Origin of the sequence: Streptomyces indicus (genome assembly GCF_900100315.1) — a bacterium.
Lineage (GTDB): Bacteria > Actinomycetota > Actinomycetes > Streptomycetales > Streptomycetaceae > Streptomyces > Streptomyces indicus.
The window spans coordinates 1-13,716 of sequence record NZ_FNFF01000001.1; the positions used below are offsets into that span (position 1 = coordinate 1).

Annotated in this window: 11 protein-coding genes; 4 read left to right on the top strand and 7 right to left on the bottom strand. The window is 70.7% G+C overall.

The window, feature by feature from the left end; genetic code table 11:
* Both BLT97_RS00005 and BLT97_RS00010 read left to right on the top strand, forming a co-directional pair.
* A partial coding sequence (locus BLT97_RS00005; RefSeq protein ID WP_176953573.1) for a CGNR zinc finger domain-containing protein occupies window positions 1-298 on the top strand: 298 nt, incomplete at its 5' end.
* A gap of 158 nt (window positions 299-456) precedes the next feature.
* On the top strand, window positions 457-1,599 hold the full coding sequence (locus tag BLT97_RS00010) for a hypothetical protein (RefSeq protein WP_176953574.1): 1,143 nt from the start codon (window positions 457-459) through the stop codon (window positions 1,597-1,599).
* Between the two features lie 73 nt (window positions 1,600-1,672).
* Here BLT97_RS00010 and BLT97_RS00015 read toward each other — a convergent pair whose 3' ends face one another.
* On the bottom strand, window positions 1,673-3,244 hold the full coding sequence (locus BLT97_RS00015; protein ID WP_176953575.1) for a serine/threonine protein kinase: 1,572 nt from the start codon (window positions 3,242-3,244) through the stop codon (window positions 1,673-1,675).
* 355 nt (window positions 3,245-3,599) lie between these two features.
* Between BLT97_RS00015 and BLT97_RS00020 the strand changes: the two genes are divergently transcribed.
* A complete protein-coding gene (locus BLT97_RS00020) occupies window positions 3,600-4,628 on the top strand; it encodes a PHP domain-containing protein (protein ID WP_093606536.1) in 1,029 nt (342 codons plus the stop codon).
* Between the two features lie 54 nt (window positions 4,629-4,682).
* Here the strand turns inward: BLT97_RS00020 and BLT97_RS00025 are convergent, their stop codons facing one another.
* The 4 genes from BLT97_RS00025 to BLT97_RS00040 all read right to left on the bottom strand — a co-directional run bounded on the left by BLT97_RS00025 (window position 4,683) and on the right by BLT97_RS00040 (window position 7,015).
* Complete coding sequence (locus BLT97_RS00025; protein ID WP_093606537.1) at window positions 4,683-4,916, bottom strand: hypothetical protein; 234 nt, start codon at window positions 4,914-4,916, stop codon at window positions 4,683-4,685.
* A 186-nt stretch (window positions 4,917-5,102) separates the two neighbouring features.
* Window positions 5,103-5,369: a DUF6479 family protein gene (locus BLT97_RS00030; RefSeq protein WP_143041294.1), complete on the bottom strand. Its 267-nt coding sequence runs from the start codon at window positions 5,367-5,369 to the stop codon at window positions 5,103-5,105.
* Between the two features lie 127 nt (window positions 5,370-5,496).
* Window positions 5,497-5,919, bottom strand: coding sequence for a CBS domain-containing protein (locus tag BLT97_RS00035; protein ID WP_245769070.1), 423 nt, complete (start codon window positions 5,917-5,919; stop codon window positions 5,497-5,499).
* A gap of 412 nt (window positions 5,920-6,331) precedes the next feature.
* Window positions 6,332-7,015 carry a hypothetical protein gene (locus BLT97_RS00040; RefSeq protein ID WP_093606539.1) on the bottom strand — a complete coding sequence of 228 codons (684 nt, stop codon included), beginning with the start codon at window positions 7,013-7,015 and terminating at the stop codon, window positions 6,332-6,334.
* Between the two features lie 240 nt (window positions 7,016-7,255).
* Here BLT97_RS00040 and BLT97_RS00045 point away from each other — a divergent pair, with 240 nt between their 5' ends.
* On the top strand, window positions 7,256-8,644 hold the full coding sequence (locus tag BLT97_RS00045) for a helix-turn-helix domain-containing protein (RefSeq protein ID WP_093606540.1): 1,389 nt from the start codon (window positions 7,256-7,258) through the stop codon (window positions 8,642-8,644).
* A 116-nt stretch (window positions 8,645-8,760) separates the two neighbouring features.
* On the opposite strand, the gene BLT97_RS00050 is transcribed toward BLT97_RS00045, so the two are convergent.
* Entirely contained in the window at window positions 8,761-10,533 is a 1,773-nt protein-coding gene (locus BLT97_RS00050) for a ThuA domain-containing protein (protein WP_093606541.1), read from the bottom strand.
* A 21-nt stretch (window positions 10,534-10,554) separates the two neighbouring features.
* The gene (locus BLT97_RS00055) at window positions 10,555-13,356 is read right to left on the bottom strand and encodes a PQQ-dependent sugar dehydrogenase (RefSeq protein WP_425442622.1); all 2,802 of its coding nucleotides are present in this window, start codon (window positions 13,354-13,356) and stop codon (window positions 10,555-10,557) included.
* Window positions 13,357-13,716 lie beyond the last annotated feature (360 nt).

Genomic DNA, 13,716 nt, shown 5'->3' on the forward strand with positions numbered 1-13,716 from the left:
CGCCGATGCCCGGGCACTCAACGCGGCGGCAGCCGCCGGACATGCGAAGCCTGCGCTGGGAGACGAACGCGCCGAATGGTGCCTGACCAAGGCCGCACCTGTCCGGGACGCGCTGGGCGTACTGGCCACCGATGCGATCCGGGTCCTTGGGGGTCCCGACCGCGGACGGGTCAAGAAGTGCGAAGGCCCGGGGTGTGCAGGGTTGTTCCTGGACAGCAGCCGCGCGAACAACCGCCGCTGGTGCTCCATGAACACCTGCGGCAACAAGGTCAAGAAGGCACGCATCGCCACGAGTTAACCCGGGCCAGGACAGAGTGTCGGTCAACCGGCGGTATCAGCCCCATCCCTCCAGGCCACAGCTGCTCATCGGCAGGGCGAGGTCCATAGACGAAAGTCAGGTGGTCATCGACAGGTGGCCGATGCCCGCGCGTCGGGGCGGTCCGTAGCGTCCTGAGCATGAACGCCGGAACACATTCAAAGACTGGTGGGCAGCAGCTCGACACGGCTCGCCGCGGCGAGCACCGGTCAGGAGAGGCAGCGGTACGCGCGGTGCGGCTGCGCCACCGGCTGCTGCCGGTGGCCGGTGTGCTGGTCCTGTCCCCGCTGGCTGCGGAGTTCCTGATCGGGTACGACGCGGGGAGCGGCCATCAGGCGGGGATGCTGTCCGTACTGCCGCTGATCGCCTGCCTGTACGGCACGGTCGCCGTGCTGATCCGCGAGGCCGCCCGTCGAACGGGGCGCGGCTGGCCGACCATCCTGCTGCTCGGTACGGCGTTCGGTCTCATCCAGGCCGGGCTGATCGACCAGGGCCTGTTCAACCCCGCGTACATCGACGATCCCTCCTGGACGCAGGAGCGGCAGGCCACCCTCGTCCCGTTCCTCGGGCTGAGCGCCGCCCAGCTGCTCAACTTCGTCGGCGGGCACGTGATCTGGAGCTTCGCCGCGCCCATCGCCGTGATCGAGGCCTGCGCACCGCGGCAGGCCGGCCGGCCGTGGCTGGGGCGCACCGGGATCGCCGTGCTGGTGCTGCTGTATCTGGCGGCCGCGGCGGTTTTCCACTTCAACCCCGGCAGTGCCACGCCGTTCACGGCGGCTCCTGGGCAGTTGATCGGCACCGCAGTGGTCGTCGTCGGTCTCACCGTGGCGGCCTTCGCGCTGCCGCGCCGCGGTGTCGTCGTGGCGGGCCGTGTCCCGCCCCCGTGGCTCGTCGCAGGCGCCGCCTTGACGGTGCTCCTCCTTCACACGCTGCTGCCGGCGACGTGGCTCGGTGTGACGGTGGATCTGGTGCTTCTGTCCCTGCTCGGCGGGCTGCTGCTGCGCTGGTCCGGACGCCGGGCGTGGCATCGCGTGCACGTGCTGACGGTGGGCGGCGCCGCGTTGCTCGCCCGGGCCGTCCTGGCCTTCACGGTCGAGCCGTGGGGCGAGGCCGACTACGCCGTGAAGTACATGTCCAACGCTCTCGTGCTGACCATCGTCGTCGCGCTGCTCGCGTGGGCGTGGCGCCGTACGGCGCGCACCGAAAGGACTTCGGCGGACGGCGCGACTCGCCGGACCGCGCGTTCGGATGCCGCCGCGGGCCGTACGCCGCGCAGCCGCTGATCGCGAGAAGGCCGAGCTTCTTCATGGTCCTGTCCGCCCGTGTCCGGCCATCCGGCCGCCGGCAGCGCGCCGCTCACATCTGCCAGTACTGACCGGTGAAGTGGCCGCATGGCCTAAGGACCAGGTCGACGTAGACGGCCGGAGGGCCGTTCGTGTCCAGGCAGAGTCCGCTCTCGGTGTTGACGAACCGGCCGTTCTCGCTGTCGTGGCGCCAGAGTTGGCCGCTGTAGTGGCCACAGGGGTTGAGGACGGCCCGGACACCGGCGGCGGGCTTGCCGTCCGTGTCGAGACACAGGTCGCTGGGGGTGTTGGTGAAGTGCTGGCCCGTGCCGTCGTAGCTCCATTGCTGGCCGCTGAAGTTGCCGCAGGAGCGGAGTTGCAGGTTGAGTCCGGGACGCTGCGGACCGTTGGTGTCCACGCACAGTCCGCTGTGGCTGTTCCTGAGCGCGCCCGTGGACGAGAAAGGCGTGGGCTGCGCTTGAGCCGGGGTCGTGCTGGAGGGGGTCGCGTCCTGCGTGGTCGGCTGTGCCGAGGTCTCCGGGGGTGACGAAGGCGGCGTCGCGGGCGACTCAGGTGCAGACGTAGCGGTGGCTGTGGGAGCAGACCCGGACGCGGTGCCGCCGGATTCCGAGGAGTGGCCGCGATCGGGCAGGACGGCCCACAGGAGCCCCACCATCGCCGCGAGGAGCACCGCGAGAGAAGTCCACGCCGCAATCCAGGGGCGACGCGGCCTCGGCAGCGGGGGCGGGGAAGGGGAAGGGGAAGGGGAAGGTTCGGGCATCTGCCACGCCGTGGCCAGCACGGTACTGACCTCGTCGGCGTCGACGCGCGTCCCGCCGCCACCGCTGCCGGCGAGTGCGGCGAGGAGTTCCTCCGCGCTGGGCCGCTGCTCGGGCGACGGTGACAGCGCCGAGGTCAGAAGCGCTCGGAGATGCGCCGGAACTCCGTCGAGATCGGGTTCCTCGTGCTCTATCCGGTGCAGCAGCGCCGCGACCGGTCCCGTCCCGAAGGGCGGACGTCCGGTGGTGGCGAAGGCAACCGTCAGCGCCCACGCGAACACGTCGGCAGGCGGGCCTGCCTGGCCGCTGAGCTGCTCAGGTGCCATGTAGCCGACGGTGCCGACCGCCACGCCGGTACGGGTCAGCGCGGTCGCGTCGGCTGCCTGCGCGATACCGAAGTCGATGACCTTCGGGCCCTGGTCCGAGAGCAGTACGTTGCCGGGCTTGAGGTCCCGATGCACCACGCCGGCGCCGTGGATCGCCGCGAGTGCCTCCGCGAGGCCGAGGGCGAAGCCGTGCGCCATGTCGCCGCGCAGCGGCCCGTACTCGGCGACATGCTCCGCGAGGGTGGGGCCGGGGACGTACTCCATGACGGCGAACGGCCTGCTGGCGTCGACGTCGACGGCCAGCACGCGGGCCGTGCAGGCGCCCTGGACGCGCAGCAGCGCCGCTGCCTCACGCCGGAACCGCGCCCGGAACTCGGCGTCGTCGGCCAGGTCCTCCCGTAGTCGCTTGAGGGCGACCGGCGCGCCGTCGGCGGCGTGCGCCAGGTAGACGACGCCCATGCCGCCCGCGCCCAGCCGGCCCACCAGCGTCCACCCGCCGATGCGCCGCGGGTCCCCCGCGCGCAGCCCGCTCCAGCTCACTCGGCTCCTCCTGACACGGTCGGGTCCGGACCTCAACTCGGCTGTGCACACGCCTCGTTGATACTGCCATCGATGGCCGACCCCCATGGTTCGGAGGCTTCATCACGTCGATGCTCGGGAGCACCGCGCCGCTCCGGCCGGGACCGATGCCGGTGTACGTAGGTCGCCTCGTCACGCAGAGGCTGGTCCTGGTGTCCGCCGGGTGGTCGTGCCGCTCCCGGTTGATTGCCTTCACCGCGCATCGAGCTCGTTTCTGAGTGACGCTGGAACGTACGCGGACGAGGTGAACCGGCCAGGCGCAGGCGCAGCGGACCGGAGGAGACCAGCGGAGACCGGAAGGGACCCGGAGGTGACGATGGAGCCCGTCGAGGCGCTGGAGCGGATCGCGTTTCTGCTGGAGCGGGGGCGGGCGCCCACGTACCGGGTGCGGGCGTTTCGTACGGCGGCCTCTGTCGTGCGCGGGCTCGGCGAGGGTGAGGTCGAGCGGCGTGCCGCCGATGGGTCGCTGGAGTCGCTGAAAGGCATCGGGCCCAAGACCGCCGCGGTGATCCGGGAGGCGCTGGGCGGCCAGGTGCCCCGCTATCTCGAGCGGCTGGAGGGCGAAGCCGGTGCGCCGATCGCCGAGGGCGGCAGCGAGCTGCGGGCGCTGCTGCGCGGTGACTGTCATCTGCACTCCGACTGGTCGGACGGGGGCAGCAGCATCGAGGAGATGGGCCGGGCCGCGCGGGAGATCGGGCACGAGTGGGCCGTGCTCACCGACCACTCGCCGCGGTTGACCATCGCGCGCGGCCTGTCGCCGCAGCGGCTGCGTGAGCAGTTGGACGTGGTCGCGCAGCTGAACGAAGGCTGGGCGCCGTTCCGGCTGCTGACCGGGATCGAATGCGACATCCTCGAGGACGGTTCGCTGGATCAGGAGCCCGAGCTGCTCGACCGGCTCGATGTGGTGGTCGTGTCGGTCCATTCGAAGCTGCGGATGGACGCGGCCGCGATGACCCGGCGGATGGTCCGCGCGGTCGGCGATCCGCGGGCGGACGTCCTCGGGCACTGTACGGGGCGGCTCGTCACGGGGCGCGGCCGGCCGGAGTCGCAGTTCGACGCGGATGCGGTGTTCGCCGCGTGCGCGGAAGCGGGGACGGCGGTGGAGATCAACAGCAGGCCCGAGCGGCTCGACCCGCCGCGGCGGCTGCTGCGCCAGGCGGTCGATGCCGGGGTGCTGTTCGCCGTGGACACCGACGCCCATGCGCCCGGCCAGCTGGACTGGCAGATCATCGGCTGTGCCCGCGCGGAGGAGTGCGGGGTTCCCGCCGAGCGTGTCGTGAACACCTGGGCGATGGACGATCTGCTCGCGTGGACGCGTGCAAGCCGGGCACGCTCCGGATCCTGACGCGTCCGGGGTGCTGTTTTCGGCTCCTCCGGTAGCGCGCGGCTGTCGCGAGGGCTACTTGGGGGCGTCGTCAGCGCGCTCCGCCTCGGGGGTGCGGCGCAGCTGCCACGCGCCGAAGGCGGTGCCGAGTGCGCCACCCGCGAAAGCTGCCGCAGCCGTCCAGCCGCCGCTGCCCGTCAGCCCCACCGCAAACAGCGCGCTCGCGAACGCGCCGATGAATGTGTACATCACGAGAACGAAGCCCGCTGCCAGGTGGCGGTCCCGCAGCGGCGGGATGCCTCCGTTCACCGCTCCGCACCCATACAGGCGCCCAGGCCTCCGAACAGGCCCATGGCGATGTGGCTCGCGGCGGGGTGTACGCGCGTGACCTGCGCATGGTTGCGGCGAGGGTGCATGAGGTCCTCCCGGTCGCGTCGGTGACTGTTCTCCCGTCACTTTCGCTTGTCCCGGGACGGCCGCATCAATCCTGAGCGGTCAAGGGCGCGGGTTGCCCTGCTCCGGGTCGTCGTCCGGGGTCTGCCATCCCTCGCCGCGCTGTGCCTGGCGGTCGGTGGAGCCGGGGCTGCGGCCGGATGTGGTACCCGGCTGGCTGCGCCTGCGCCGGGCTGCGCGGCGCTGCCCCATGAGGAACATGCCGAGCAGCATCAGGACCAGGATGACGCCCACGATGATCAACCAGAGCGAGGCCGTGCTGGAGGCGGCGAGGACGGTGAGGTCGGTGAGGTCGGTGTGAGTCTGCATGATCGACATGTACCCCCTCAGCGCCTGCCCAGCACGATTTGTTCGCCCGGCTCATTCAGCGCGGTCGCTGCGGTCGCGTCAGCGAAGCGCACGGCTGCGACCGTACGGCTCGGCGGCTCGGGCGGGCTCAGTCGGTCGACAGGGCCTCGATCAGGCGGCCTGACGTCGGGGCGTCCAGGGCACGGGCGACGTCCGCGAGCGCGACCATGCCCACCAGGTCCGTGCCGTCGATCACCGGAAGGCGCCGGACCTTGTGCCGGGTCATGGTGGAGAAGATCTCGTCCGCGCCGTCGTCCGCGCCGATGGTCACGGCTTCGCCCTGGGCCAGGGTGCCCATCTCCACTTCCGCCGGGTCGAGGCCCTTGCCGAGGACGCTCACGACGATGTCACGGTCGGTCACCACTCCGACCAGCCGGTTGTTCACCCCGCAGATCGGCAGGGCGCCCACACCCAGGTCCGTCATCTTGCGGGCAGCGTCCAGGGCGTTGTCGTGGGCCTGCACGCATTCGGCGCCTGCGGTCATGATGTCCCGGGCCTTCGTGGCGGGCATGCGGATCACCGTTCCTCTCTGAGGGTGGGACAAGGGCGGCAGCCCCGGAGCCGGGGCTGCGAGTCGGGTGACCATCTGCATGACCTGCGAAACAGGGAGGGGCCGGATTCCTCGGGAGCCTTGGAGTCCGGTCGCCCACGACAACAGGAGGGGAAGGCGCATGACCTCCCCAGGTGCATCCGCCTTCCCCTCCCTCGCCTCGGCGCCTACCCGGACGCAGCAGGAGCATGTCCGTGCGAGGCCCCGGTTGTTGCCGGATTCGGCCCCAGCAAGCGCCCGCGACGGGGCTGTCCTTCCGCTCCCCCGGGGCGGAAGGACAGCCCCGCCAGGCCCCCGTTCACTGCGGTCGTGGGCCGGCCGTCGGTCAGTCGGTCAGTCGGTCAGTCGGTCAGTCGGTCAGTCGGTCAGTCGGTCAGTACAGCTTGTTCACGGCCGCCGTCGTGGTCTTCCTGAAGGCGGCCACGGGCGCGTCGGCGAAGTCGCCCATCTGTCCCCACTGCACGACGGTCACGGTCCTGCCGTCCCGCCCGACCGAGTAGAGGGAGATGTCGATGGCGCCCCAGGAGGTCTCGGTGTGCACGCCTCGTACGCGTGCCCCTTCCTCGACGGCCAGCTTCCCGTAGTCGCGGCCCTGGGCCTGCACCTCGGGCGAGCCTTGCTCGATGCGGCCGGGGCAGGTGCGGATCAGGTCGTCGTAGTGCTTGGCCAGGGCCGCGGCGTGTGCGGACGTGTCCGCGACGACGGTCAGCTGCACGGCGCCTGTGTCGAGGTCGGTACGGAACTCCCGGTGCCGGTAGGCGTAGGAGGGCACGCCCTCGGTGCTCACGCAGGTGCCGAGCTGCTCCGGAAATCCTTCGGTGACCGGCCCGGCGGTCCAGGTCGAGGACGGGTGCGGCGGGAGCTGGGACGGAGACAGGAACGCGGGCGAAGCGGCCTTCGTGACGGCGGCCTTCGTGACGGCGGCCTTCGCAGCGGCCGCCTTCGCCGCTGCCTCCTTCGGCGTGGCGCCGGCAGCGGGTGCGGCGAGGGTCGCGCCGGCCGTGAGGGCGGCGACGGCGAGTGCGGCGTAGGCGCCGGTGCGGATGCGCTTGGACATGGGTGTTCCCCCGTGGAGACGTGCATGGATGTGAAGTGCGCAGCGAGGCCGGCTGGTCGGCCGGCGCCTGTTCGGTGCGACACCAAGAGCATCAGCGGTCACAGCGGCCAGCCGCAACAGCCGACAGCCGATCGGGCAAGGTGGAACCATCCCAGGCCCTTTGACGTGCAGGTATGTGGGTGCCTGGGATGCCGTCCCGGGCCCGGGACGCGGTGGCGTCGTACGAGGAACGGGGAATCTGTGTCCGCACAGGGCGGTGGCAGCGGTGCAGGCCGCGACGACGGGACCGAGGCGGCGACGGACGATGTGGCCCGGTTCGCGGCGCTGCTCGAGGCGTTGAAGGAGGGCACGGACCGCAGCTACGGCTCGTTGGCCCGGCGTCTGGGCATGAACACCTCTACGTTGCACCGCTATTGCGCGGGCGAGACGGTGCCGGTCGACTTCGCCCCCGTGGAGCGGTTCGCGTCCTTGTGCGGTGCGAGTGCGGAGCAACGCCTGGAGCTGCACCGTCTGTGGCTCCTGGCCGTGGAAGCCCGCCAACGTCCGCGTCCGGCGAAGGCAGTTGGGAGCGCTGCTTCCGTGCCCGCGGCACCTGTCGCCCCGAGGGAAGCGGAAGCGGAAACCCGAGTGGACGGTCCCGCCGCCGACGCGCCGGTGGCGTCTGCCGCACCCCTCGTCTCGCCCGCTCCCGACCGTCGCCCCTGGTACCGCCGTGGACGTCTCATGGCGGGGCTCGTCTCCGCCGGTGCGGTGCTCGCGACGCTCGGGGCGTTCTCCGCGTTTCCGGATCGGGGGCAGCCCTCGGGCAGCGGTCCCGATCGGGTCTCCGGTACGGCGCAGAGCCGCGTACCCGGGAATCAAGGCCCCTCGCCGAGTCCGAGCGACGCCAGTCCCGTTCCCCCGTCGGCTTCCGGCTCCAGCACCCCCACTCAGCAGCCGGACGACGCCTCCAGCCCGTCCGGGCCGAAGTCCGGGTCGAAGTCCGAGCCGCCTCGCGGTCAGGGGAACAGCGCCCTGCCGATCTCTTGGGCCGTCAACTCCCATGCCTGGAAGTTCGGTTGTGGTCACGACTATGTGATCGCCAAGCCGCCGGGCGAGGTGCCCCCTCCCCCGGTGCCGCAGGACGCCGGGTCCTGGGCGGCGTCGCAGAGTGCGTTGCACGGCGGCGAGACGCTGCTGCGCCTTACGGTCCAGGGGCGGGACACCACGGCCGTCGTCCTCGAGGCGCTGCGCGTCCGCGTCATCGGCCGTGCTGCGCCCGCCCAGGGGCACGCGTACGCCATGGATGCGGGCTGCGGCGGTGCGCTCACTCCGCGGTCGTTCGCCGTCGATCTGGACAAGGACAGGCCGATCGTCCGTCCGGTCGCCGGGAACGACTCCGGCACGCCGATCCCCGCCGCGCGCCTGCCCTACCGCGTCTCAGCGAAGGACCCCGAGGTGCTCCTGGTCTCGGCCGCGACCGGCTCGTGCGACTGCAGGTGGTACCTCGAGCTCGAGTGGTCGTCCCAGGGCCGCACGGGCACCGTCCGCATCGACGACCACGGCCGCCCCTTCCGTACCACTGCGATCAGCGGTCTTCCCCGCTACACCTACAACACCCTCGACCGCCGCTGGGAGGACCTCACGTAGGCAGGATTCCCCGGCCGCGTCCGACGCGTGGCGCGCGGCGCAGCAGTGCGGGCCACGGAGACCGGATGCCTCCGTGGCCCGCACGCGTGGTTCGTGCCGCCCTTCATGCCATCTGCCTACGGCAGGGTCCATTTCTGGTTGGGGCCGGTGTGGCAGGTCCACAGATGGACCACCGTGCTGTCGTTCCACGTACCGCCCGACGCATCAAGGCACTTCGCGGACTGCGGATTGCGGACCGTGCCGTCCGCCTGCGGAGCCCACTTCTGCGCACCCGAGCCGTTGCACGTCCACAACTGGATCTTCGTACCGTCCGCGCTCGCACCACCGGACACATCCAGGCACTTGCCCAACGCCCGCAGGGTCTGGTCCACGGCCACGGTCCACTGCTGCGCCGCCGAGGTGTTGCAGGTGTAGATCTGCACCTGCGTCCCGTCCGCACTCGCCGCGCCCCGCACATCGAGGCACTTGCCGTTCACGCCCTTGACCGGTCCCGTGCGGGGTGTCGGATCGGGGGTGCCCGTCTGTTTGATGCGGACGTTGCGGAAGGAAACCTCGTCTCCGCTGCCATGGTTCTGGAGTCCGATGTGGCCCTGTTTCAGGCTGCGTGCGGGGTCCGTGTTGGTGAAGTCGTTGATCTTCCGGCCGTTGAGGAAGATCTCCAGGCGTTCACCGGTGACGCGGAGTTCGTACGTGTTCCACTCCCCCGGCGGGTTCAGGGCCGCGTCGCGGGCGGCGAGGTCGGCCGACTTGAAGCCGTACACCGAACCCGTGGTGCGGTCGGCGGTGTCCGTCGCGTCGATCTGGATCTCGTAGCCGTTGTTCACCGCCGACCAGGGGTCGTCGGAGGCCGGGAAGCCCAGGAACACACCGGAGTTGTCGTCGCCGGCCATCCGCCAGTCGAGCTTGAGCGAGTAGTCCCCGGTGAACTCCTTCGCCTGGTACCACAGCATGCCGAGGCCGTCGTACGAGGTGAGCGTCCCGTCGGCAAGGGTGAAGCCGCCGGGGCCCGCCTGCTTCCAGCCGGTGGTGGAGGAGCCGTTGAACAGGGAGGCGTAGCCGGTCTCCGGACGGCAGTCCGCCTCCGTCATCCCGGCCGCCCAGCGGATGCCGCCGAGCAGGTGCCGGGTGAACGCCGTTTCCGTGTACGACCCTTCGGTGTGGCCGCCTCCGGTGTAGAAGGCGCGTCCGCCCTGGTAGTCCTTGCACCAGGCGATCGGATGGTCGCCCGCCATGGAGCCGCCGGAGTAGCTGGACTCGTCGAGCGCCGCCAGGACATGGGCCGAACTGCGGGGGTTGGAGCGGTAGTTGTACCACTCGTCGGTGCGCTGCCAGGTCGCCGGCAGATGGGCGGTGGCGTCGTGCGCGCGGTCCTCGACCTTGACCGTGGCCGACTGGATCGCGGGATGGGACTGGAACAGCGCCCCGGCCAGACCGTTGTAGAAGGGCCAGTCGTACTCGGTGTCGGCGGCCGCGTGGATGCCCACGTACCCGCCCCCGGCCTTGATGTAGCCCTCGAACGCGGTCTGTTGAGCGCCGTCCAGAACGTCGCCGGTCGTCGACAGGAAGACGACCGCCTTGTACTGGGCGAGGTTGCCCGAGGTGAAGGCCGCGGCGTTCTCGGTCGCGTCCACGGTGAAGTTGTTCGCCGCGCCGAGGGTGCGCAGGGCCGTGAGTCCCTCGTCGATGGAGGAGTGCCGGAAGCCCGCCGTCTTGGAGAAGACGAGGATCTTGTACGCAGGGTCGGCGGCGATGCGGGTCTGCTGCGCGGTGGGCGGGGCCTTCGGTGCGGTGGGCTGCGCCATGGCCTGCGGGCTCAGCAGCAGGGCCGCGCCCGCGCACAGGCCGAGCAGGGCTCTGGCGCGTGAGCGTGTGAAGCGTCTCGTTCGCATGATGCGGTGCACCTCCTTCCGTTACGGCAGGGTCCATTTCTGGTTGGGGCCGGTGTGGCAGGTCCACAGATGGACCACCGTGCTGTCGCTCCACGTACCGCCCGACGCATCAAGGCACTTCGCGGACTGCGGATTGCGGACCGTGCCGTCCGCCTGCGGAGCCCACTTCTGCGCACCCGAGCCGTTGCACGTCCACAACTGGATCTTCGTACCGTCCGCGCTCGCACCACCGGACACATCCAGGCACTTGCCCAACGCCCGCAGGGTCTGGTCCACGGCCACGGTCCACTGCTGCGCCGCCGAGGTGTTGCAGGTGTAGATCTGCACCTGCGTCCCATCCGCGGTCGCGGCGCCTCGCACATCGAGGCACTTGCTGTTCACGCCTTTCACGAGGCCGGTGCGGGCGGTGGGTGTGCCGGTGGTGAAGGAGAACTCGTCCACGTCGAAGAGCGAGCCGGTGCCGCCCTTGAAGACGAGGTAGAGCGTGGTCGAACCGGCAGGCTGGTTGCTCAGGTTGGCGGTGACGTCCTGGAAGGTCTCCCAGCCGCCGGTCACCGGCACGGTCGCGGTACCGAGCAGGGTGCCCGTGGCCGAGCCCGCGCGGACCTCGATGGTGCCGCCGGCGCCGCCGGACGAGACCCGTGCCGTGAACTTCGTGGCGTTGGTCAGGGCGTACGGCGTGAAGGAGATCCAGTCGCCGTTGTCGATGTAGCCGACGGTCTTCCCGCCGTGCGCCGGGGTGTGGCTGACGACCTGCACGCCCGAGGACGACCCGTAGTGCTCGCCCTGGCGGTGGCTGGGCTGGACCACGTGCTGGTCATGGGTGGTCAGCGCGGGCTGGCCGTTCGCTCCCTTGTCGGTGTACTCGGCGTCGATGACCCCGAATATGTTCGCGTTCGGGTCGTGCTCGCCGTCCGCCAAGGTCTGAAGGGTGCCCGAGCAGCCGGTGGCCAAGGTCTGCGGATGGCCGTGGCTGTCGTGGCCGACGATGAAGGTGACCTTGACCTTCGAGCAGTCGATCGTCCCGTCCTCGGGGTCGGTCACCGTCACCTTGAACGGGATCGCCGCGCCGAAGTCGTAGATCGCCCCGTCCAGGGGGAGGTCGACGCGGACGGAGGGCGCGGTGTTGCCCACGGTGATCTGCACGGACGCGGTCGCCGACTTGCCGGTCGAGTCCGTCACCTTGAGCGTCGCCGTGTACTGGCCGTTCGCGGTGTACGTGTGGGAGGGGTTGGCGGCCGTGGAGGTTCCGCCGTCGCCGAAGGTCCACGCGTACGTCAGCGCGTCGCCGTCGGCATCGGACGTACCGGCCGAGGAGAAGGCCACCGCGAGCGGCGCCTTGCCCGAGGTCACGTTCGCCTTGGCCTGCGCGACCGGGGCGTGACCGCCGGTGACGTGCTCGATGCGGTACAGGGCCGAGTTGGCGTCGCCGTTGAAGTAGCCGGTGCCGTAGTCGAGGACGTACAGCGCGCCGTCCGGCCCGAAGGCCATGTCCATCACCTGGGTGCCGGTCCAGGGGAAGGCGTTGATGGACTGCACCGTCCCGTCGGCCGCCTGCTCGACGCGCTTGATCCAGCGCCGGCCGAACTCACCGGCGAAGAAGTCCCCGTCGTAGGACTCGGGGAACTTCACGTCCGAGGTCGAGGCGGCGTCGTAGCGGTAGACGGGTCCGCCCATCGGCGATTCCGAGCCGGAGCCGAACTCCGGTACCGAGCCTCCGTCGTACGGGATCCAGGCTGCCTGCGCGGGCGGCAGATCGGTGAGGCCGGTGTTGCGCGGGGAGTTGTTCTTCGGTGCGGCGCAGTCGAACTTCGCGCCGGAGGTGCCGGTGGCGAAGTTGTAGTCCACATAGGCGTCGTTCTTGCCGGTGCAGTACGGCCAGCCGTAGTTGCCGGCCTTCGTGACGCGCGCGAACTCCACCTGTCCCGCGGGGCCCCGGGTGGCGCTGGCGGTGCCGGCGTCGGGGCCGTAGTCGCCCACGTAGACGATGCCGGTGGTCTTGTCGACGCTCATGCGGAACGGGTTGCGGAAGCCCATCGCGTAGATCTCAGGGCGGGTCTTCGCGGTGCCCGGCGCGAACAGGTTGCCGGTCGGTGTGGAGTAGGTGCCGTCCGCGTTGACCTTGATGCGCAGGATCTTGCCGCGCAGGTCGTTGGTGTTGCCGGAGCTGCGCTGGGCGTCGTAGGCGGGGTTGCGGTTGGCGCGCTCGTCGATCGGGGTGTAGCCGTCGGAGGCGAACGGGTTGGTGTCGTCGCCCGTCGACAGGTAGAGGTTGCCGGCCTTGTCGAAGTCGATGTCGCCTCCGACGTGGCAGCAGATGCCGCGCGAGGCGGGCACGTCGAGGATCTTCTTCTCGCTGGCCAGGTCGAGGGTGCCGTCCTGCTTGAGGACGAAGCGCGACAGCCGGTTCACGCCGTCGAACGGTGCGAAGTCGGCGGCGGCACCCTCGGCCGGGGCATCGCCCGCGGGGGTGGTCAACTTCGGTGCGTAGTACAGGAATACGTACCGGTTCGACGCGAATCCCGGGTCGACACCGACGCCTTGCAGCCCTTCTTCGTCGTGGCTATACACGTCGAGCTTGCCGGCGACCTTGGTGGTGCCTGCCGCGTCGGTCAGCCGCAGCGTGCCGTCGCGCGAGGTGTGCAGGACCGAGCGGTCCGGCAGCACGGCCATGGTCATGGGCTCGCCGGTTTCGGCGACTCCCTTGGCCAGGGTGACCTGCTGGAACTCCTCCGCGGCGGCGGCCAGTTCGTCCTCGGCGGCCGCCGCCACCGGGCTGAGGGCGCCGGCCGCGAGCAGTGCGGGGACGAGCAGCGCCAGCAAGCGGCGGAGTCGGGCGGGTCTCGGTGCTCTCGTGGATCTGGACGTGCGTGTGCGCACGGGTGCCTCCCGTTGGGGGGTGAAATGCCTGAACAGGACGGGCAAGGGAGAGCTGGGCGCGCGCCGTCGCGCCTCGACGGACCGGCACCCACCGACGGGTTGACCGGTCCATTTCAGGAAGCTAGCGGCCTTGGTCCGATCCGGGAAGCCCTTCCGCATGCGTGCTCGCTACTTTTCCCACGGCCAGGACAAAGGGATGAGATCCATTGGGAGTTCCCGCGCGGGCCGGTCGCCTGCCGTCGGGACGACCGGCCGTGTGCGGGTGCAATGACCGGCGGCGGTCCACCGGCCGCGGAGGGGCCT